The sequence below is a fragment of the Mesorhizobium sp. RCC_202 genome (genome assembly GCF_041355295.1).
Classification (GTDB): Bacteria; Pseudomonadota; Alphaproteobacteria; order Rhizobiales; family Rhizobiaceae; genus Mesorhizobium.
This window is the reverse complement of sequence record NZ_JBFUPO010000008.1, coordinates 140,990-161,894: the sequence shown is the minus strand read 5'-3', so window position 1 is coordinate 161,894 and position 20,905 is coordinate 140,990. Positions and strand designations below refer to the sequence as shown.

Genomic DNA, 20,905 nt, shown 5'->3' with positions numbered 1-20,905 from the left:
TCGTCGGCAGCCACCCTTTGTTAAGTCGGTGACCTGATTGTGAAATCAGGCCGGGATTGAAGCCTGACCCCAAAAAGGCCATGCTTTGTCCGGAGAAGTTCGAGTCTACAGGCGGTCCGCCGGGAGCGGAATCGCGTCTGGCTGAAAGGGATACGATGCGGCAAGGACGTGCGCGCTGGCTGACAAGGCTGGCATTTTTGACCGGTGTGGCGCTTTCGGCGCTGCCGGCCCAGGCCAAGGAAGACCCGGTCCAGATCTCGTCCTTCTCGGGCGCTTATCTCGCCGCCCATACCGCTGAAAGCGACAACGATCTCGACAATGCCATCGCCTATTACAAGCAGGCGCTGGCTTTTGCCCCGGATAACCAGGATCTGCAGCAGAGCCTGATGCTTGCGCTTGTCGCGCAGGGCCGTTTCGAGGAATCGCTGGTCTATGCCGACAAGCTCAAGGAAGTGCCCGATGTCGAGCGCTTCTCGCGCCTGGGGCTGGCCGTCGATTCCTTCCACAAGAAGGACTATGCCAAGGCCCAGTACTGGCTGAAGCTGTCGCTCGAATCCGATCTCGACCGGCTCTTGTCCGGCGTCATGGACGGCTGGGCCAAGGAAGGCGCCGGCGATGCCTCCGAGGCGATGGACTCCATCGACAAGCTGCGCGGGCCGGACTGGTTCGGACTGTTCAAGTCCTTCCACCGCGCGCTGATCGCCGACGCCGCCGGTCTTAACGACAAGGCTGACGAACTCTATGCCGCCACCATGGCCGACACCACGTCCGGCGGTTCCGCGCCCGAGACCTGGATGCGCAATGCGCAAGCCTATGCCTCGTTCCTCGTGCGCAAGGGCGACAAGTCGAAGGCGCTTGAGATTTTGAACCAGGCCGAGGCCTTCGCGCCGGGCAAGCTGGAAATCACCACGCTGCGCGACCGCATCGCCAAGGGCGACAAGATCGAGCCGTTCATCGCCAAGCCGGCCGACGGCGCGTCTGAAATCCTGCTCGACCTCGCCACGGCGCTGAACCGTGGCGGCGGCGAACCCTTCGTGCGGCTCTATCTGCAATATGCGCTGGCGCTGAAGCCGGACAGCGATGCCGCACTGGTGCAGCTCGCCGGCGTTGCCGAGCAGCTGAAGGACGGCGAGGGCGCCATCGCCCTCTACCGCCGTATTCCGGACTCTTCGCCGCTGAAGGAGCTCTCCGACCTGCAGCTCGGCCTCAACCTTGCCGATCTCGACAAGCATGACGAGGCGATCGCCCATCTCAACGCCTATCTGGCCAAACATCCCGACGATATGCGCGCCTATCTGGCGCTTGGCGGCGTCTATGGCTCGAAGGAGGATTTCCGCTCGGCGGCCAACCTCTATGACAAGGCCGTCGACCAGCTGAAGCCGCCGACCGCGGCCAACTGGAACATCTTCTACCAGCGCGGCATCGCCTATGAGCGGCTGAAGGAATGGCCGAAGGCCGAGCCCAATTTTCTCAAGGCGCTGGAATTGCAGCCCGACCAGCCGCAGGTCATGAACTATCTCGGTTATTCCTGGGTCGACATGAACATGAAGCTCAAGGAAGGCCTGGCGATGATCCAGAAGGCCGTCGATCTGCGGCCGAACGACGGCTACATCGTGGATTCGCTGGGCTGGGCTTATTTCCGCATGGGCCGCTTCGACGACTCCGTGCGCGAAATGGAGCGGGCCGTGTCGCTGAAGCCCGAGGACCCTGTCCTCAACGACCATCTCGGCGATGCCTATTGGCGCGTCGGCCGCAAGCTCGAAGCCACCTATCAGTGGACGCAGGCGCGCGACTTGAAGCCCGATCCGGATGTGCTGGCCACCTTGCAGCAGAAGCTGCTCAAGGGCCTGCCGCCGATCGAATCCAACACCGCGCAGGAAACCCCGAAGGTGAAGCCGGTGCCGGCGCCCGCGCCGAAAGGCTGAGCGACTTTCGTCAACGTTCAAAGAAACGGGGCTCTGAGAGCCCCGTTTTCGTTTCAGCTTCGCGACAGGCGCTAGAACAGTTTTCGATAGACGACGAAGCCAGAGCGATCGCCGATTTTGTCGTAGAGTTGCATGGCGGTGTGGTTGGTCTCGTGCGTCAGCCAATAGACGCGGCCTGAGCCGGCCTCTTTTGCGCGCTCGTAGACGCCTTCGATCAAGGCGCGGCCGACGCCCTGGCCGCGCGCGTCCTTCGAGGTGAATAAGTCCTGCAGGTAGCAGTTCGGCGAAATCGCCGTCGTCGTGCGATGATAGAGATAGTGGACGAGCCCCAGAAGCTTGCCGTCGCGCTCGGCCACCAGCGCATGCATCGGCTCATAGGCGTCGAAGAAGCGCGACCAGGTCATCTGGGTGATCTCGCCGGCCAGCGCCGTCGGGCCGGAGCGCTCGTAGAAGGCGTTGTAGCCGTCCCAAAGCGGCAGCCACTGTTCGTAATCCTGCCGGGTGACGGGGCGGATCGTGAGTTGACCGGGCATGGCTGAACCTTCTCTGTTGAGGCTTAAAGCGCGACGCGCTTTAAGCCTTTGTTTTGATGCGTGTCGTTGTCTCAGAACCGCTGCACACTTCTGGGCGACATGCATTAGCGGAGCAGAAGGTCACCGCGGCTCGCCGGCAATGGGCCAGCCGCCCGCAAAGCGTTCAACCTCAGCCGAAGCGGGCGTCGCCTTGACGCTCGGCGGCCCGACAACTAGGGAAGCGTCATTCCGTGCTTTCCGAGGCCGCCGTGACCATCGACATCCCTGCCCACATGCATCCCAGCCGCTCCTTCCAGGGGCTGATCCTGACCTTGCACAATTACTGGGCCGACTACGGTTGCCTCATCCTGCAGCCCTACGACATGGAAGTCGGTGCCGGCACGTTCCATCCGGCCACCACGTTGCGCGCGCTCGGTCCTTTGCGCTGGAACGCGGCGTACGTGCAGCCGTCGCGCCGGCCGAAAGACGGCCGCTACGGCGAAAACCCGAACCGGCTGCAGCATTATTACCAATATCAGGTGATCCTGAAGCCCAACCCGCCGAACCTGCAGGAGCTCTATCTCGGCTCGCTCGCGGCGATCGGCGTCGATCCCTTGCTGCACGACATCCGCTTCGTCGAGGACGATTGGGAAAGCCCGACGTTGGGCGCCTGGGGCCTCGGCTGGGAATGCTGGTGCGACGGTATGGAAGTCTCCCAGTTCACCTATTTCCAGCAGGTCTGCGGCATCGAATGCGCGCCGGTGGCGGGCGAATTGACCTACGGGCTGGAGCGGCTGGCAATGTATGTGCAGGGCGTCGACAATGTCTACGACCTGAACTTCAACGGCCGCGAGGGCGCCGAGAAGGTGACTTATGGCGACGTCTTCCTGCAGGCCGAGCAGGAATATTCGCGTCACAATTTCGAATTCGCCAACACGTCGATGCTGCTCAGGCACTTCGAGGACGCCGAGACCGAATGCAAGGCGTTGCTCGATGCCGGCAGCCCGAAGCCCAGCGACAACCTGGCCATGCACCGCATGGTCTTCCCGGCCTACGACCAATGCATCAAGGCGAGCCACGTCTTCAACCTGCTCGACGCGCGCGGCGTGATTTCCGTCACCGAGCGCCAGAGCTACATCCTGCGCGTGCGCAATTTGGCCAAGGCCTGCGGCGAAGCGTTCCTGAAGACACGGGCCGGCGGGCTGGCGGCTTAAGCCATCAAGGTCTTTGTGGCCTTGGCGGTGACCGGCAACGCGATCTGCTCCGTTGCGCCACCGATGGTGCGCATCGCTTGCCTGACCCCTGGCATGGTGATCGTGCCATGCGCCTGGGCGACGAAGCAGGCGCTGAGCGCCAGGATCTGCAGGGTTCTCGATACCGTTTTCATCGTCGTTCAGCCAATAGGTCTCTGCCTGAGCGTGTGTCGCTTCAGCGCCGCGTTCGGTTCATGGGAAGTTCTGCTCCTAGGACGGGCCGGGCCGACCGATCCCGACAGGGAGCTGAAAATTTCCAGAGACAGGCGACCGACGCGCCTTAGCTTGCGGGGTGACAGCAGCCGGGCGAGTTGCTATTCCCCGCCCATTCGTCACACCGGCGCTAACGCGCCGACCCTCCCCATCGAGGGGAGGGTAGGAGCCTGAATATGCCTGACCTGCTCTTAGAACTTCGTTCCGAGGAAATCCCCGCCCGCATGCAGCGCAAGGCTGCCGGCGACCTCAGGAAGATGCTGACCGACGGTCTGGTCGAGGCGGGTCTGACCTATGAGGCGGCACGCGAATACTGGACGCCGCGGCGCCTGACGCTCGATGTGCGTGGGCTGACCGCACGCTCGAAGGACATTCGCGACGAGATCAAGGGCCCGTCGACCACGGCGCCCGAGCAGGCGGTGCAAGGCTTCCTGCGCAAGGCCGGGCTGTCGTCGATCGCCGAGGCGCATGTCCATTCCGACCCGAAGAAGGGTGATTTCTACGTCGCCCACATCTCCAAGCCAGGCAGGGCGGCGGAAGAAGTCATCGCCGAGCTGGTGCCGGCCATCGTCAAAAACTTCCCTTGGCCGAAATCGATGCGCTGGGGGCCGGCTTCGGCAAAACCGGGCGCGCTGCGCTGGGTGCGGCCGCTGCAATCGATCGTCTGCACCTTCGGCCCGGAGACCGAGGAGCCGGTGGTGGTCGATTTCGACATTGATGGCATCCGCTCCGGCAACATCACCTATGGCCACCGTTTCCTCGCGCCGGACGCCATCACCGTGCGCCGCTTCGACGACTACGTGAGCAAGCTGGAAGCGGCCAGGGTCGTGCTCGACGCCGACCGGCGCAAGGAGATCATCCTGGCCGACGCCCGCAACATCGCCTTCGCCAACGGGCTCGACCTCGTCGAGGACGAAGGCCTGCTGGAGGAAGTCTCGGGTCTGGTCGAATGGCCGGTCGTGCTGATGGGCGAATTCGAGCAGGATTTCCTCGCCATCCCGAGCGAGGTCATCCGCCTCACCATCCGCGCCAACCAGAAATGCTTCGTCACCCGGCCGCAGGCCGCGAGCGAAGATCTCTCCAACCGCTTCATCCTCACCGCCAACATCGAGGCCACGGATGGCGGCAGGGAGATCGCTTACGGCAACGGCAAGGTGGTCCGGTCGCGTCTGTCCGACGCGCTCTATTTTTGGAAGACCGATCAAAGCGATCTGCCGGATCTCGACCAACTCGAGGATTCGGCGAAGACGTTCGATCTGAATTTGAAGAAGCCGCTCGACCAACGCATGGCGCGCCTCGACCACCTCAACGTCACCTTCCACGCCAAGCTCGGCACGCAAGGTGCGCGCGTGGCGCGGATCAGACGGCTGGCCGTGGAGCTGGCGCCGGCCGTTGGCGCCGATGCCGCGCTCGTCGCCCGTGCCGCAGTGCTCGCCAAGGCCGATCTCACCACCGAAGTGGTCGGCGAGTTTCCGGAACTGCAAGGCGCCATGGGTCGCAAATATGCGCTGCTGCAGGGCGAGCATCCGTCGGTAGCGGCAGCCGCCGAGGAGCACTACAAGCCGCAAGGGCCCTCCGACCGTGTGCCGACCGATCCGGTGTCGATTGCAGTCGCGCTCGCCGACAAGCTGGATACCCTGACTGGGTTCTGGGCCATCGACGAAAAGCCGACCGGCTCGAAGGATCCGTTCGCGCTGCGTCGCGCTGCGCTCGGCGTCGTTCGGATCCTGATCGAGAACCGGATTCGTCTCGCGCTGACATCGACCTTCGCCAAGGCTTTTGCGAATTTCGCCGGCGGCGCGGATCAGAAGTCCGATCTCCTCGCTTTCTTCCACGACCGTCTGAAGGTCTACCTGCGCGACCAGGGCGCGCGGCACGATCTCATCGATGCCGTTATCACGCCGCAGTCGGACGACCTGTTGCAGATCGTGCGCCGCGTCGAGGCGCTGGGCTCCTTGCTCGACACCGACGAAGGCAAGAATTTGGTTGCCGGCACCAAGCGCGCCGCCAACATCCTGGCCGCCGAGGAGAAGAAGAAAACGGCGATCGCTGAAACCGTTGAGCCGGCACTATTCCGCGAAGAAGCGGAAAAAAAACTGTTCGCGGCGGTGAATCAGGCCGAGAGGGAAGCCGGCCAAGCAATTCAAAACGAAGATTTTTCCGCCGCCATGCGGGCGCTTAGCGTGCTGCGTGAACCGGTTGACTCATTCTTTGAAGGCGTTCTCGTCAATGATGAGGACCAGGCCGTGCGCGCCAACCGCCTGGCGCTGCTCGCGCGCATTCGCGCGGCCACGGACCAGGTCGCCGATTTTTCAAAAATCGCCGGCTGACGGCTCAAAAATCGCGGTTCAGCGTATGCTGGGCCGCGCTAGGATACGGGCATTCCTCGACAATCCGGCGCCTGCGAATTTAATGCGCCGGAGCCGGCTTACAGTCATATGGCGATGACCTCGACGTGGGAGAACTGAGGCGTTCTTAACCACGGAGGCATGCCATGAATTCCGATCACGAAATCGACCTGATTGAAGAAACCCCGGCCGCCGCCGAGGGTGTCGAACCCGCTTCCGAAAACGTGCTTGACCATGCCGCCGCCGCGGCGGTCGAAGCCGCCGATGTGTCGGACGACGACGAGGAAGACGGCGACGACGCCGATAAGGAAGCCACTGCCTCGGCCGACGACGAGGATGAAGACGCCGACGACGAAGACGAAGACGATTCTGACGACAAGGAAGCCACCGCCTCTGGCGACGATGAGTCCGATGACGAGGACGAAGATGGCGAGGAAGACGAAAAGGACGATGACGAGAAGGAAGAGGCGGCCTGAGCCGTTCTTTCTGGTCATCTGAAAAACGAAGGGCGACGCCAGGGCGTCGCCCTTTTTCGTCGGTCGGACTGTTAGTTTTCCAGGATGCTGACCCGCACGCTGTCAGGGTAGACATCGACCTCGATCAACGGCTCCCCATTGACGATGGCGCTCCGGGTGGCGCCGCTCATGGCGCCGCCGCGCTCCAGCATGCGCTGCAGGTCGGCGCGCGAACCGTCGGTACGGAACCACGGATCGCCCTGGTCGTCGCCGTCGCGCCGGTGGAATTTGTGATAGTTGGCGCGGTCCTGCCGCACCATCTGCGCCGCGCTGCTCAGCGGATAGCCGTCGCTGGCGCGGTGGTCGCGATCGGAAATGCGCGCCGTGTAAGAGCCGAGCATATCGTCGGCCCGCGCCGTGCCCAGCGACGTTGCCAGCAGCAGCCCGGCAACCGCGATTGCTTTCGAGACAGTCATCAAACCCCCCTTTTGAAATGCCAAACCTGTTGTGCCCGATCCCGATGACGGAAATCGGACAGAAGACCGGCCAGACGCCTAGCATGTCGAGACGGGGTCGAATGTGATTTACATCGCCTTGCCGACGCGCGGCAAGGACGGGGCGTTTTGCGGCTGTGCTTGCGACTGCGCCTGGGGTTGGGCGCCGCCCGAGGCGCTCGCTGTGGCAGCCGGCTGGCCGCCGGTCTTGCCGGCGTCGTTCGAAGCAGCAGTCGTGCCGTTGGCGGGCGTCGCGGGTGCTGCGCCGTTGGCCGGTTTGGCGGCCACGGGTGTCTGCGGCGGGGCCGACGCAGTCGCCGCGGGCGACGCGAACGCGCCGCCGACGATGCCGCCGCGGATGATCATCGGCGCCTGCTGATGCCCGGACGGGATCGCCGCCACCTTCTCGTCGGTAACGGCGGGCACTGGATCGCCAAGCGCGATCACCGACGGGGTCGAGGCGGCCGACAGCCTGACGGGCTCGATTGCCTTCACCCTGATGACCGACGGCGTCGACGTCGACACCCCGAGCGTGACGATCGACGAGGCCTGCGACACGCCGGTCATCGCCAGAAGGCCGATACCGAACGCTCCGAGCAAACGCATTACAAACTCCCAAGCCCGCAACTACAACCCGCACCTTAATGCCGGCAGATTGAAGCCGGCTTGCGCGGATACTTAACATTTTAGGGATTGATAAATCGCCAATAGCCGCACTTGCCCCGCATTCCCCGCCGTATTACGGACCTGCACTCTAAGATTGGTGGCGATTTTGGCTGAGATACTGGCGGCTGGCGAGGCGATAGAGCGGGCACTGGCGCTGCTCGAAGGCGGCGATGTCGTCGCCATCCCGACCGAGACTGTCTATGGCCTGGCGGGCGATGCCAGCAATGGCGTCGCGGTGGCGCGCATCTTCGAGGCCAAGGGCCGGCCGCGCTTCAATCCGCTGATCGCCCATGTCGCCGATCACGGCATGGCGTACCGCATCGCCGAATTCGATCCGCTCTCGGCCAAGCTCGCCGAAGCCTTCTGGCCCGGACCGTTGACCCTGGTGCTGCCGCAGCGCCCGGAGAACGGCATTCACCCGCTGGTCACCGCCGGGCTGGATACCGTCGCGCTGCGCATGCCGAGGGGTTTTGGTGGCGAATTGATCGCGCGGCTCGGCCGGCCGCTCGCTGCCCCCAGCGCCAATTCCTCCGGCAGGATCAGCGGTACCACCGCGCAGGCCGTGGCCGCCGATCTCGGCGACAGGATCAGGCTGGTTGTGGATGGCGGCGCGACGCCCGTCGGGGTGGAATCGACCATTCTCAAGGTCGAAGACGGCAAGCTGCGGCTGCTCCGGCCAGGCGGCATCGCCGCCGAAGAGATCGAGCAAGTGGCCGGCGCCAAACTGCTGCGCGGCGCCAAGGGGATCGAGGCGCCAGGCATGCTCGCCTCGCATTACGCGCCGGGCGCCTCGATGCGGCTTAATGCTCAACACATTGTTAGGGGGGAGGCGTTGCTGGCCTTCGGTCGCAACCGCGCCGAGAACTGGCGGGATGCGGTGGCCATCCGCAATCTCTCTGAAACCGGCGATTTGCGCGAAGCGGCGGCCAACCTCTTCGCCGCCATGCAGGCGCTCGATCGCAGCGGTGCTAAGACCATCGCCGTCGAGCCGATCCCGTTCGACGGGTTGGGCGAGGCGATCAACGACCGGCTGGCCCGCGCGGCCGCGCCGCGTGACAAGATCGCCTGAGCGGCCTATCTCTTTGTTTTGACGCAATTCCGGACGGAAAACCGCTTCGCACTTTTCCTGGAATTGCTCTAGTCTTACCGTCATGAACGATCAGCCTTTCGACCTCGACCCCACCGTCATCGACCGCTTTGCACAAATCGTCGGCGACAAGTATGCGTTGCGCGACCAGGCCGACATCGCGCCTTACATCACCGAGCGGCGCGGTCTCTGGCATGGCAGGACGGCGCTGGTGCTCAGACCAGGTACCGTCGAGGAAGTAAGCCGCATCATGCGGCTGGCGACCGAAACCGGCACGCCGATCGTACCGCAGAGCGGCAACACCGGGCTGGTCGGCGCCCAGGTGCCGGACACGTCCGGCCGCGACATCGTGCTATCGCTGTCGCGGCTGAACCGCATCCGCGAGATCGACGTGCTGTCGAACACGGTGACCGTCGAGGCCGGCGTCATCCTGCAGACGCTTCAGGAAGCGGCCGACGCCGCCGACCGGCTGTTTCCGCTGTCGCTCGCCGCGCAAGGTTCCTGCCAGATCGGCGGCAACCTGTCCTCCAACGCCGGCGGCACCGGCGTGCTTTCCTATGGCAATGCGCGCGAGCTTTGCCTCGGCGTCGAGGTGGTGCTGCCGACTGGCGAGGTGTTCGACGATTTGCGCAAATTGAAGAAGGACAACACCGGCTACGATTTGAAGAACCTCTTCGTCGGCGCCGAAGGCACGCTCGGCATCATCACCGCCGCAGTCTTGAAACTCTTCCCGAAGCCGAAGGGCAGGGAGGTCGCCTTTGCCGGCATGTCTTCGCCCAAGGCGGCGCTGTCGCTCTTTACCTTGGCGATGGACCGGGCCGGTGCCTCGCTCACCGCTTTCGAGCTGATCGGCAAGCGGCCCTATGATTTCACGCTTAAGCACGGGCAGGGCATCACACGGCCGCTGGCCGACGATTGGCCGTGGTATGTGCTGATGCAGGTCTCCTCGGGACGTTCCGAGGAAGATGGCCGGGCGTTGATCGAGGAGATCCTGGGCGAGGCGCTCGAGCAGGGCATCATCGGCGACGCGGTCGTCTCGGCAAGCCTTGCCCAGGGCGATGCCTTCTGGAATTTTCGTGAGACGCTGCCCGAGTGCCAGAAGCCCGAGGGCGCCTCGATCAAGCACGACATCTCGGTGCCGACGGCCGCCATTCCCGACTTCATCGACAAAGCGGCCGGCGTGGTGGAAGGGGTCTGCCCCGGCGCGCGCGTGGTCTGCTTCGGCCATATGGGCGACGGCAATCTGCACTACAACATCTCGCGTCCCGTGGATTGGCAGGACGAGGCGTTCCTTGCCCTCTACCATCCCATGAACCACGCCGTGCACGATGTCGTGCGCTCCTTCCATGGTTCGATCTCGGCCGAGCACGGCATCGGCCAGCTGAAGCGCGACGAGCTGATCGCCACGGCGCCGCCGATGGCCATCGACCTGATGCGCCGGGTGAAGGCGGCCTTCGATCCGGCCGGCATCATGAATCCCGGTAAGGTTATCTGATCGTTCCCATATCTGGTGGTCGGTCGCATTCCGATAACCATCCCTGAGATCAGCAAAATTTAACCGACTTTCTTAAGCGCGGCGGTAAGGAGCCAGCGCTAATGTTTCTTCCCATAAACGAGGCCGGAAAACCGGCCCGGAGAGAACCGGAAAACGGCCCTCAGGAAGAAACAGGGAAGACATTCGATGAACACTGGACTGAAGCCAGTATGGGCCGGACGCAACATGCGGCTCGACCCATTTCGCCTGCCGCAGATGGTGAGCTATGCCACCCGCGACGACTATGGCGATGTCACCTTCACCATCGACCACCGCGGCGCGGTCATCCGCCGTCTGCTGGAGATGAGCGGCGTGCCGGCGATCATCGCGCTGCCCGCCAACGCGTTTCGCGGCGTCGCCGCGCGTGCCATGGAAGATCCGGAAGGCAACGTCACGGTGACGCTGGAGCTTCTCCATAACGACCCGATGCTGTCGGTGCCGCTCTTGGTCGCCGACGACCTCGAGGACGTCGCCGCCGACTGGCGCGCCTGGGCCGATGCCTACCGCCTGCCGATGCTTCTGATCGAGGCCGACGGCGTTGCCCGCACGCTGGAAGAATCGCTCGGCGTCGCCATCAAGGCGCTGCCGCCGCAGCAGCGCCGCAAGGGCCGCGTCTCCAACATGCGCCGCCCGCGCTTCCTCGCCCGCCGCAAGGCCGGCAATCTCGGCCTGAGGCTCGTCATCGACGGCCAGGAGATTATCGCCAGGGAATAGTGCGGCAGCTCTTCCTCCTTCTCCCACAAGGGGAGAAGGGGAAGCGCCGCTACACCAGCGGCTTCAGCCATATCCAGAGCGAGCCGCCGATCAGGCCGAGGAAGATCAGCCAGCCGACCTGGTTGTTCGACTTGAACAGTTTCAGGCATTGCTCAGGATCGTTGATGTCGAGCCGCACGATCTGGCGCGCCATGTGCGCGCCGGCGGCGATCAGCCCGGCCAGCGCCACCACCGGCACTTGCGCCGAGGCGAAAGCGATGGCGAAGCAGATCAGCGTGCCGCCATAGAGGCCGGTGAGCCACATCTTGGTGTTGTCGCCGAAGAGCCGCGCCGTCGAGCGCACGCCGACGATGGCGTCGTCTTCCTTGTCCTGATGCGCATAGATTGTGTCGTAGCCGATCACCCACAGGATCGAGCCGATATAGAGCATGATGGCCGGATCATCGATGTCGCCGAACTCGACCGCCCAGCCCATCAGCGCGCCCCAGGAGAAGGCCAGGCCAAGCACGAACTGCGGCCAGTTGGTGAAGCGCTTCATGAACGGGTAGACGGCCACGATCGCCAGCGAGGCGATGCCGAGCGGGATGGCGAAGCTGTTGAACTGCAACAGCACGACCAGGCCGACCAGCGCCTGCAGGATCAGGAAAATCCAGGCCTGGCGGCGCGTCACCTTGCCGGCCGGCAGCGGCCGCGAACGGGTGCGCTCGACCTGGTTGTCGATGTCGACGTCGACGATGTCGTTATAGGTGCAGCCGGCGCCGCGCATGGCGACGGCGCCGATGAAAAACAAGAACAGATACCAGGGCGCCGGCAGCAGCGTCAGCAGCGGGTCGGTCGGGCGCGGATAGGCGCCCGCGGCAAGTGCCGCCGACCACCAGCAAGGCCATAACAGCAATTGCCAGCCGATCGGCCGGTCCCAGCGGGCAAGCTGTGCATAGGGCCAGAGCCAGCGCGGCAGCATGCGGTAGGCCCAATGGCCGCTCGGCGCGTCGGCGACACGGCCCTGTGCTGCTTTCGACTGGATGGTTTCCATCGCCATGGAGTGGCAGCAGCGGCGAGCGCCGTCAAGCGGCCGCATTGCCGCTCAAGCGGTGAAAACATCGTGGCTCGCAAACCATGTCTTTGCGACATCGATAAAGGCCTGCGCGGCCTTGGACAGGCGCTGGCGCGTGTCGAAGGTCAGGATGATCCGCTGCATCGGCAGCGGGTCGGAGAGCGGCTTGCAGACCAGCGGCAGGCCGTCATAGCTGCGGTCGCCGTGAGGCCTGGTGTAGCTGACGGCGACGCCGAAGCCATTGGCGACCATGCTGCGCTGCAGCTCGAACGAGCTTGTCGACGACTGGGCTATCGGCGACAGGCCCCGGCTCAGGAACAGATCCAGCATGTGCTGCCAGCTGTGTGGCTGATCGGTGGTGATTAGCGGATAGGAAGCGAGCTCCGCCAGGCTGACGGCGTGCTTGTCGGCCAGCACATGGCCGGCGGGCAGCAGCGCGTGCGGCCTGAGTTCGTGCAGAAGCACGCGTTTGAAATGCACTGGAAGGCCGAGGTCGTAGGTCAGGCCAAGATCGACGGCGCTGTCGGCCAGTCGCCGCCCCAGTGTCTCGAAGGTCTCGTCGCGAATAACGACGGTAACGGCCGGGCAGCGCTCGGCAAAGGCGCGCATCAGCGCCGGCGCGAAGTAGGGGGCGAGATCCTCGAAGCAGCCGAGCACCAGCTCGCCGCCGACATTGGCCTCGCACGATCCGAGCGCGACCAGTTCGTCCGCCTCGCCCAGCACCTGCCTTGCCTTGGCGACGGCCTGGCGGCCGAAGGACGTCAGCGCGACGCCGCTGCCACGCTGGCGCACGAACAGTTTCTGGCCGAGCGCGTCCTCGACATTGTCGATCGCCACCGAAATCGAAGGCTGCGACACGTTGAGGATCGCGGCCGCCGCCGTAACGCTGCCATAGCGGGCGACGGCGACGACATAGCGCAATTGCACGAGAGTTGGCTTCATAGGTAAAAACTATAAGAGAGATGAGAAGTTATTATTTTACTTGATATGGGGTCGCGGCGATAGTCGGTCAGCCAACCACGAGCAATTCCAGGAAAAGTGTGTAACGGTTTTCCGTCCGGAATTGCGTCAAACAAAGAGACCGAACGCCATGACCAACCCGAAAATCGATGCCGCGACGATTGCCGACTACCAGCGCGATGGCGCTGTCTGTGTCCGAGGCGCTTTCAAGGACTGGGTCGACGTCATCGCCGACGGCATCGAACGCAACATCCGCAACCGCAGCGCCACCGCTTCCGACATCGCCGACGGCAAGGGCAGCTTCTTCGACGACTACTGCAACTGGGAGCGCATCCCCGAATTCGCCAGGATCGTGCGCGAATCGCCGGCCGCCGAGCTCGCCGCCTCGGTCATGCAGTCGCGCACGGCGCAGTTCTTCCACGACCATGTGCTGGTCAAGGAGCCGGGCACCCAAAAGCCGACGCCCTGGCACCAGGACATTCCCTATTACTTCGTCGACGGCAGCCAGACGGTGAGCTTCTGGATCCCGATCGATCCGGTCAAGGAGGCGACGCTCAGGCTGATCGCCGGCTCGCACAAATGGGAAAAGATGGTGCTGCCGGTGCGCTGGCTCAACGACGCCAATTTCTATGCCGGCGAGGGCGACTACCGGCCGGTGCCCGATCCCGACAACGACCCATCGCTGAAGGTGCTGGAATGGGAGATGGAGCCGGGCGACGCCATCCTGTTCGATTTCCGCACCGCGCATGGCGCGCGCGGCAACCTCACTTCGGCCAGGCGCCGGGCGCTGTCGCTGCGCTGGGTCGGCGACGACGCGCATTATGTCGAGCGCCCCGGCCGCACTTCGCCGCCCTATCCGGGGCATAACATGAAGCCCGGCCAGAAACTGCGCGAGGACTGGTTTCCCGTCGTCTACCAGAGCTGAAGCCTCTCCGGACCGACCTGACCACCTCCGTTGCGCACGGGCCTGTCTCATCACATCTTGATGAGGGCCATGTTCCCGTGCGCAACTGCCGCCAAAATGCCAATGTGCCTTGACCCGCTGCCCGTGGGGCAATAGCGGGTTCAGGCGCAGACCGGTTCGCAGCAGCAAGAGGTGGCCATGAACGTTCTTCTTCTCGGCTCGGGCGGCCGCGAACATGCGCTGGCCTGGAAGATCGCCGCTTCGCCGCTTTTGACCAAGCTCTACGCGTCGCCCGGCAATCCGGGCATTGCCAGCGTCGCCGAGCTGGTCAAGCTCGACGTCGCCGACCACGCCGCCGTCGCCGCCTTCTGCCAGGATAAAAAAATCGATCTCGTCGTCGTCGGACCGGAAGGTCCGCTGGTCGCCGGCATTGCCGACGATCTGCGCGCCTGGGGCCTCCGTGTCTTCGGCCCGTCCAAGGCCGCGGCGCGGCTCGAAGGCTCGAAGGGCTTCACCAAGGACCTTTGCGCGAAATTCAACATTCCGACCGCCGCCTATGGCCGCTTCGGCGATCTCGCCTCGGCCAAGGCCTATGTCGGGAAAGTCGGCGCGCCGATCGTCATCAAGGCCGATGGGCTCGCCGCCGGCAAGGGCGTCACCATCGCCATGACTTTGGACGAGGCGAATGCCGCGCTCGACGCCTGCTTCGAAGGCGCTTTCGGTACGGCCGGCGCCGAAGTGGTGGTCGAGGAATATATGACCGGCGAGGAGGCGAGCGTCTTTTGCCTGTGCGACGGCACGACCGCGCTGCCCTTCGGCACCGCGCAGGATCATAAGCGTGTCGGCGACGGCGATGTCGGTCCCAACACCGGCGGCATGGGCGCCTACTCGCCGGCGCCGGTGATGACGCCCGAAATGACCGAGCGCACCATGCGCGAGATCATCGAGCCGACCATGCGCGGCATGGCCGAACTCGACGCGCCTTTCGCCGGCACCCTGTTTGCCGGCCTGATGATCACCGAACAGGGCCCGAAGCTCATCGAATACAACACCCGCTTCGGCGATCCCGAATGCCAGGTGCTGATGATGCGGCTGAAGGACGACCTGCTTGTCCTGCTCAACGCCGCCGTCGATGGCCAGCTGGCGCATATGTCGGTGCGCTGGAGCGACGAGGCGGCCTTGACCGTGGTGATGGCGGCGCGCGGCTATCCCGGCGCGCCGGAAAAGGGCTCAGTCATCCGTGGCCTCGACGAGGTGGAGGGCGAGGGCGTCCAGATATTCCATGCCGGCACCGCCATCAATGGCGGCGCGCTGGTCGCCAATGGCGGCCGCGTGCTCAACGTCACGGCAACCGGCAAGACCGTCGGCGAGGCGCAGAAAAAGGCCTATGCCGCGATCGAGCATATCGACTGGCCGCAGGGCTTTTACCGGCACGACATCGGCTGGCGCGCCGTCGAACGCGAGAAGGCCTGATCAGGCGGCCGCGCTCTTGCGCCTTCCACGCGCCCAGGCCGGCAGCCAGTCGCCATGCGCTGCAAGCAGATCGTCGACCAGCGACCAGATCTGGTCGAGGTCGAGCTCGGCCGCCGTATGCGGGTCCATCATCGCCGCATGGTAGATGTGCTCGCGGTTCTCGCTGATCAGCGCCCGCACCGTCAGTTCCTGGACATTGATGTTGGTGCGGATCAGCGCCGTCAGCTGCGGCGGCAGGTCGCCGATGTAGGTCGGCTGAATGCCGGAGGCGTCGACCAGGCACGGCACTTCGGCCGCGCAGTCGGATGGCAGCGAGGTGATGCAGCCATTGTTGCGCACATTGCCGTAGATCACCGACGGCTCGCCGGTCCAGACAGAGTTCATGATCGAGGAAGCATACTCCCGGGACTCCTCGACCTCGATGCGCTGTGCCGAGCGATAGGCCTGCGCCTGGTCTTTCCAGCGCTCGATCTGCTCGATGCAGCGCTTGGGATATTCATCGAGCGGGATGCCGAATTTCTCGATCAAGTCGGGCCGGCCGTCCTTGATGAAATAGGGCGTGTATTCGGCGAAATGCTCCGAGCTTTCGGTGACGAAGAAGCCCAGCCGTGTCAGCATCTCGTAGCGCACCTTGTTCGGGCAGCGCGGGTTCCAGCCGGGCTTTGGCGCGCGGCCTTCGCGATAGGCGCGCACGAGGTCGGGATAGAGATCGCGGTAGGAACCGTCCGGCTGGCGATGCTCGAATTTGAGATAGAAGGCCATATGGTTGATGCCGGCCGAGCGATAGCGGATTTCCTCATAGGGAAGGTCGAGGTCGTGCGCCAGTTCCATCGCCGTGCCTTGCACCGAATGGCATAGACCGACCTGCTTGATCGTCGGATATTTCTCTGCGATCGCCCAGGTGTTGATCGCCATCGGGTTGACATATTGCAGCATGATCGCTTCGGGGCAGACGGCGAGCATGTCCTCGCAGATGCTCCACAGATGCGGCACGGTCCTCAAGCCGCGCATGATGCCGCCGACGCCGAGTGTGTCGGCGATCGTCTGGCGCAGGCCGTATTTCTTCGGCACCTCGAAATCGGTGACGGTGCAGGGCTCGTAGCCGCCGATCTGGAAGGCGACGACGACGAAGTCGGCGCCGGTGAGCGCCTTCTTCTGGTCGGAATAGGTCTCGGCCTTCGCCTTGACGCCGAGCGTCGCGATCAGCTTGTTGACGACGATGGCGCTCTCCTCCAGCCGCTGCGGATTGATGTCCATCAGCGCGATCGTCGCGCCCGAAAGTGCTGGCCGCTGCAGCACGTCGCCGACAATGTTCTTCATGAACACCGTCGAGCCGGCGCCGATGAATGTGATCCTGGGATTTTTTACCATTTTTGAAACCTCCGGCACTTGTCTACGCCACGTCGAAAGCGGCCCTGACGAGCCGTTCGGTGTAGGCGGTCTTGGGATGGGTGAGGACCTCGTCGACGGGTCCCTGCTCGACGATCTTGCCGTTCTGCATGACGATGACGCGGTGGCAGAGCGCGCGCACCACCTTGAGGTCATGCGAGATGAACAGGTAGCTCAGGCCCCGCTCGTCCTGCAGCTTGCGCAAAAGGTCGATGATCTGCGCTTGCACCGAGAGGTCGAGCGCCGATGTCGGCTCGTCGAGCAGGATGAATTCGGGTTCCAGCGCAATCGCCCGCGCGATGGCGACGCGCTGCCGCTGGCCGCCGGAAAACTCATGCGGAAAGCGCGAAAGAATGTCGCCGGGCATGCCGGCGCTGACCAGCGCCTCGCGCACCCGCTCGACCCGTTCGCGCCGCGTCGCGCCGATCCGGTTGACGACCAGCCCTTCCTCGATGATCTGGCCGATCGTCATGCGCGGGTTGAGCGAGGAGAACGGGTCCTGGAAGACGACCTGCATGCGCGAGCGCAGCGGCCGCATCTCGGCGCGTGACAGGCCCTGGATCGGCTGGCCGTCGAAACTTATTTCGCCGCGCTTGGTGTCGGTCAGCCGGATCAGCGCCTGACCGAAACTGGTCTTGCCGGAGCCCGACTCGCCGACCAGCCCCAACGTCTCATGGCGGCAGAGTTTCAGGTCGAGGTCGTCGACCGCCACCAACTCGCGCCAGTCCGGCTTCAGGAACGAACCGTGGCGCAGCATGTAGGACACGCGCACCCCGCTCGCCTCGAGGATCGTGCCGCTGCCCTCGGGCAATGGTTGCGGCCGGCCGCGCGGCTCGGCGGCAAGCAAGCGCTTTGTGTAGGCATCCTGCGGGTTTGCGAACAGGCGCTCGGTCACGTTATGCTCGCGCATCTCGCCATGCTGCATGACATAGACGTAGTCGGAGAATTTGCGCACCATGGTGAGGTCGTGGGTGATCAGGATCACCGCCATCCGCAATTCCTTCTGCAGGTTGCGGATCAGGTTGAGGATCTGCGCCTGCACAGTGACATCGAGCGCCGTGGTCGGCTCGTCGGCGATCAGCACATCGGGATCGTTGGCTAAAGCCATGGCGATCATCACGCGCTGGCGCTGCCCGCCAGAGAGCTGGTGCGGATACTGCTTGAGCCGCGCCTCGGGCTCGGGGATCTGCACATGGCGCAAAAGCTCGAGCGCGCGGGCCCATGCCTCCCTGCGGCCGACCTTGCGATGCACCCTGATCGCCTCGACGATCTGGCTGCCCACCGTGTAGATCGGGTTGAGCGAGCTCATAGGCTCTTGGAAGATCATCGAGATGCGGTTGCCGCGTAATTTGCGACGGGCGCTCTCCGGATACTTCAGGATGTTCTGACCGCAATAGTCGACGCTGGAGTGCGGCGACACCGTCGCCCGCCGCGACAACAGCCCCATCACGGTGCGCGCCGTCACCGACTTGCCGGAGCCGGATTCGCCGACGATGGCGATCGTCTCGCCGCGATAGAGCTGGAACGAGATGTCCTTCACCGCCTCGACGGTGCCGTGCTCGACCTTGAAGGCGACTTCGATGTTGCGCGCGTCGATGATGGGTTGCTCGTGGCGCAAATCATGGTCGAGCCGGACGGCCGGGGCGAAATTGTCTGCGAGCGTGATCGTCGTCATCCCAGCCACCTCAGTACGGATCGACGGCATCGCGCAGGCCGTCGCCCAGCGCGTTGAAGGCAAAGACGGTGACCAGCACGAAGCCGACCGGCGACAGGATCCAGGGATAGGTGCCGATGACCGAATAGGTCGCGGTGTCCTGCAGCATCAGGCCCCATGAGATCAGCGGCGGCTTCACCGCGAAGCCGAGGAAACCGAGGAAGGATTCGAGCAGCACCACCGTCGGGATCGCGATCGTCACGGCGACGATCACGTGGCTCATCACATTGGGGAAGATGTGCTGCATGATGATGCGCCGGTCGGTGGCGCCGACGGCCATGGCGGCGCGCACATAATCGATCCGCGCCAGCGCCAGCGTCTTGCCGCGCACTTCGCGCGACATCTGCGCCCAGCCGAGCGCCGACATGACGATGATGACGAAGGCAAGGAAGACGTTTGTCGGCGCCGTCACCGGGATCAGCGTCGTCAGCGCCAGATAGAGCGGCAATTGCGGGAAGGCGAGCACCAGCTCGACGAAGCGCTGTACCCAGACATCGAAGCGGCCGCCGAAATAGCCGGAGACCATGCCGACGGTGGTGCCGACGACGGTGATGATGAAGACCACCGTCAGCGCAATCATCAGCGACACCCGCGAGCCGTGGATGGCGCGCGACAGCACGTCGCGGCCGAACTTGTCGGTGCCGAGGAAATGCACCGGCTGGCCATCCATCGAAGCGAAGAAATGCCGGTCCGCCGGGATCAGGCCGAAGAGCTTGTAGGGCGCGCCCTCGGCGAAGAAGCCGAGCAGGCGCGGATGGTCGTAGTCAGGGCCGACGATCGGCTGGAAGGTGACCGGATCGAGGTCGGCCGAATCGGCCAGCGCGTAGACCCTGGGACGGAAGGTGAAATTGCCGTCCTTGTCATGGAAGGAGGGCAGCTGCGGTGGCGCGAAACCGACATCGGTCGCCTTCGGGTCCATCGGCGCCAGGAACTCGGCGAACACCGCCATCACCAGCAAGAGCACGACGAGCCAAAGCCCGGCCATGCCGGTCCAGGAGCGCTTAAGCCGTCGCCAGACCAGCGCGATGTAGCTTTCATTGCCGCGCGCCGGTTTGGCGACGATGGGCACTTCGGCCGGCGGTGGCGGCGGGGAGGGGTCGCGCGCCAGCATCTAGCGCTCCCCGAACTGGCGCACGCGCGGGTCGAGCAGCACCAAGAGCATGTCGGCGATGATGTTGCCGACGATCAGCGTCGCCGACAGCACCATCATGAAGGTTGCCGTCACATAGACGTCGCCGACCGCCATCGAGCCGACGATCGCCGGACCGACGGTCGGCAAGGCAAAGATGATCGCTGTCTCGATCTCGCCGGTCAGCATGTAGGGCAGCACCACGCCCTGATACATGATCAGCGGATGCAGCGCGTTGGGCACGGCATGGCGCATGACGACGGCGCTGCCGGTCAGGCCCTTGGCTCTCGCCGTCTCGACATATTGCGCATTGAGCGTATCCAGCAGATTGCCGCGCATGACGCGCATGTTGTAGGCGAGCCCGCCGAAGGTGGCGATCGCGACGACCGGCCAGACATGCTTGACGAGGTCGACGAATTTCGCCCACGACCATGGCGCGCCGCCATATTGCGGCGAGAAGAATGAGCCGATCTCCGAGACGTTGAACTGGAAAACCAGGAGATAGACGATGATCAGCGCCATCAGGAAGCGCGGCACCGTCATGCCGAGGAAGGAGATGGCCGACAGCGTCGTGTCGATCCAGGTGTACTGCCTCGTCGCCGCCCATATGCCGAAGGTGATGCCGAGCACCGAGGCGAGCAGATGGCAGACCAGCGCCAAGAGCAGCGTGCGCGGCAGGCGCTCGCCGACCACATCGGCCACCGGCTTGTTGTAGTAGAGGCTGTAGCCGAAATCGCCGCGCGTGACGATGCCGCCGATCCAATTGAGATACTGGACGGGCAGCGGCTTATCGAGGCCGTGCTCGACGCGGTAGGCCTGCGCCTGTGCATCGGCCTCCTCATAGGAAGCGCCGCCCTGGTTGATCAGCTGCGAGCGGATGTAGTCGGCATAGTCGCCGGGCGGCGCCTGGATGATGGCAAAGGTGACCAGGCTCAGGATGGCCAGGACCGGTATCGCCGACGCTATGCGCATGAGCAGGAATCGCAGCATCGGATCATCCGCTTTCTTGTCTGGCCGCCGCTCCCTCGGGTGCGTTCGGAGGTTTCCTTTGTCCGGCCGCACCGCGGCGCGGCCGGACGTC

Annotated in this window: 19 protein-coding genes; 9 read left to right on the top strand and 10 right to left on the bottom strand. The window is 64.3% G+C overall.

Annotated elements, in window-relative coordinates; translation table 11 throughout:
* Window positions 1-155 precede the first annotated feature (155 nt).
* The gene (locus tag AB6802_RS19555; RefSeq protein ID WP_371011811.1) at window positions 156-1,925 is read left to right on the top strand and encodes a tetratricopeptide repeat protein; all 1,770 of its coding nucleotides are present in this window, start codon (window positions 156-158) and stop codon (window positions 1,923-1,925) included.
* A gap of 71 nt (window positions 1,926-1,996) precedes the next feature.
* Here AB6802_RS19555 and AB6802_RS19550 read toward each other — a convergent pair whose 3' ends face one another.
* A complete protein-coding gene (locus AB6802_RS19550) occupies window positions 1,997-2,458 on the bottom strand; it encodes an N-acetyltransferase family protein (protein ID WP_371011810.1) in 462 nt (153 codons plus the stop codon).
* A gap of 272 nt (window positions 2,459-2,730) precedes the next feature.
* Here AB6802_RS19550 and AB6802_RS19545 point away from each other — a divergent pair, with 272 nt between their 5' ends.
* Window positions 2,731-3,651, top strand: coding sequence for a glycine--tRNA ligase subunit alpha (locus tag AB6802_RS19545; RefSeq protein ID WP_371011970.1), 921 nt, complete (start codon window positions 2,731-2,733; stop codon window positions 3,649-3,651).
* On the opposite strand, the gene AB6802_RS19540 is transcribed toward AB6802_RS19545, so the two are convergent.
* Window positions 3,648-3,824: a hypothetical protein gene (locus tag AB6802_RS19540; RefSeq protein WP_371011809.1), complete on the bottom strand. Its 177-nt coding sequence runs from the start codon at window positions 3,822-3,824 to the stop codon at window positions 3,648-3,650. The genes AB6802_RS19545 and AB6802_RS19540 overlap by 4 nt on opposite strands.
* Before the next feature lie 255 nt (window positions 3,825-4,079).
* Between AB6802_RS19540 and glyS the strand changes: the two genes are divergently transcribed.
* Window positions 4,080-6,233, top strand: a complete 2,154-nt coding sequence (gene glyS, locus AB6802_RS19535) for a glycine--tRNA ligase subunit beta (RefSeq protein ID WP_371011808.1) — start codon at window positions 4,080-4,082, stop codon at window positions 6,231-6,233.
* Window positions 6,234-6,397: 164 nt separating this feature from the next.
* Window positions 6,398-6,727 carry an ATPase gene (locus AB6802_RS19530; protein ID WP_371011807.1) on the top strand — a complete coding sequence of 110 codons (330 nt, stop codon included), beginning with the start codon at window positions 6,398-6,400 and terminating at the stop codon, window positions 6,725-6,727.
* Window positions 6,728-6,798: 71 nt separating this feature from the next.
* Here the strand turns inward: AB6802_RS19530 and AB6802_RS19525 are convergent, their stop codons facing one another.
* Window positions 6,799-7,182, bottom strand: a complete 384-nt coding sequence (locus tag AB6802_RS19525) for a hypothetical protein (protein WP_371011806.1) — start codon at window positions 7,180-7,182, stop codon at window positions 6,799-6,801.
* A gap of 108 nt (window positions 7,183-7,290) precedes the next feature.
* On the bottom strand, window positions 7,291-7,806 hold the full coding sequence (locus AB6802_RS19520) for a hypothetical protein (RefSeq protein ID WP_371011805.1): 516 nt from the start codon (window positions 7,804-7,806) through the stop codon (window positions 7,291-7,293).
* Between the two features lie 166 nt (window positions 7,807-7,972).
* On the opposite strand from AB6802_RS19520, the gene AB6802_RS19515 reads away from it, so the two are divergent.
* The 3 genes from AB6802_RS19515 (at window position 7,973) to AB6802_RS19505 (ending at window position 11,201) form a co-directional block, all read left to right on the top strand.
* Window positions 7,973-8,935, top strand: a complete 963-nt coding sequence (locus AB6802_RS19515; RefSeq protein ID WP_371011804.1) for an L-threonylcarbamoyladenylate synthase — start codon at window positions 7,973-7,975, stop codon at window positions 8,933-8,935.
* Window positions 8,936-9,017: 82 nt separating this feature from the next.
* Complete coding sequence (locus tag AB6802_RS19510; RefSeq protein ID WP_371011803.1) at window positions 9,018-10,448, top strand: FAD-binding oxidoreductase; 1,431 nt, start codon at window positions 9,018-9,020, stop codon at window positions 10,446-10,448.
* A gap of 186 nt (window positions 10,449-10,634) precedes the next feature.
* On the top strand, window positions 10,635-11,201 hold the full coding sequence (locus AB6802_RS19505) for a DUF6101 family protein (protein ID WP_371011802.1): 567 nt from the start codon (window positions 10,635-10,637) through the stop codon (window positions 11,199-11,201).
* Between the two features lie 49 nt (window positions 11,202-11,250).
* Here AB6802_RS19505 and ubiA read toward each other — a convergent pair whose 3' ends face one another.
* Window positions 11,251-12,234, bottom strand: coding sequence for a 4-hydroxybenzoate octaprenyltransferase (ubiA, locus tag AB6802_RS19500; RefSeq protein ID WP_371011969.1), 984 nt, complete (start codon window positions 12,232-12,234; stop codon window positions 11,251-11,253).
* 51 nt (window positions 12,235-12,285) lie between these two features.
* Window positions 12,286-13,197: a LysR family transcriptional regulator gene (locus AB6802_RS19495; RefSeq protein ID WP_371011801.1), complete on the bottom strand. Its 912-nt coding sequence runs from the start codon at window positions 13,195-13,197 to the stop codon at window positions 12,286-12,288.
* A 148-nt stretch (window positions 13,198-13,345) separates the two neighbouring features.
* Here AB6802_RS19495 and AB6802_RS19490 point away from each other — a divergent pair, with 148 nt between their 5' ends.
* Together AB6802_RS19490 and purD are read left to right on the top strand one after the other, a co-directional pair.
* Window positions 13,346-14,140, top strand: a complete 795-nt coding sequence (locus AB6802_RS19490) for a phytanoyl-CoA dioxygenase family protein (RefSeq protein ID WP_371011800.1) — start codon at window positions 13,346-13,348, stop codon at window positions 14,138-14,140.
* Window positions 14,141-14,317: 177 nt separating this feature from the next.
* A complete protein-coding gene (gene purD / locus AB6802_RS19485; protein ID WP_371011799.1) occupies window positions 14,318-15,592 on the top strand; it encodes a phosphoribosylamine--glycine ligase in 1,275 nt (424 codons plus the stop codon).
* Here the strand turns inward: purD and AB6802_RS19480 are convergent, their stop codons facing one another.
* The 4 genes from AB6802_RS19480 to AB6802_RS19465 are packed head-to-tail and all read right to left on the bottom strand — an operon-like array spanning window position 15,593 to window position 20,814.
* The gene (locus AB6802_RS19480) at window positions 15,593-16,963 is read right to left on the bottom strand and encodes an alpha-glucosidase/alpha-galactosidase (protein WP_371011798.1); all 1,371 of its coding nucleotides are present in this window, start codon (window positions 16,961-16,963) and stop codon (window positions 15,593-15,595) included.
* A gap of 22 nt (window positions 16,964-16,985) precedes the next feature.
* A complete protein-coding gene (locus AB6802_RS19475) occupies window positions 16,986-18,656 on the bottom strand; it encodes an ABC transporter ATP-binding protein (RefSeq protein ID WP_371011797.1) in 1,671 nt (556 codons plus the stop codon).
* Window positions 18,657-18,666: 10 nt separating this feature from the next.
* Window positions 18,667-19,806, bottom strand: coding sequence for an ABC transporter permease (locus tag AB6802_RS19470; RefSeq protein WP_371011796.1), 1,140 nt, complete (start codon window positions 19,804-19,806; stop codon window positions 18,667-18,669).
* A complete protein-coding gene (locus AB6802_RS19465; protein WP_371011795.1) occupies window positions 19,807-20,814 on the bottom strand; it encodes an ABC transporter permease in 1,008 nt (335 codons plus the stop codon).
* Between the last annotated feature and the right edge of the window lie 91 nt (window positions 20,815-20,905).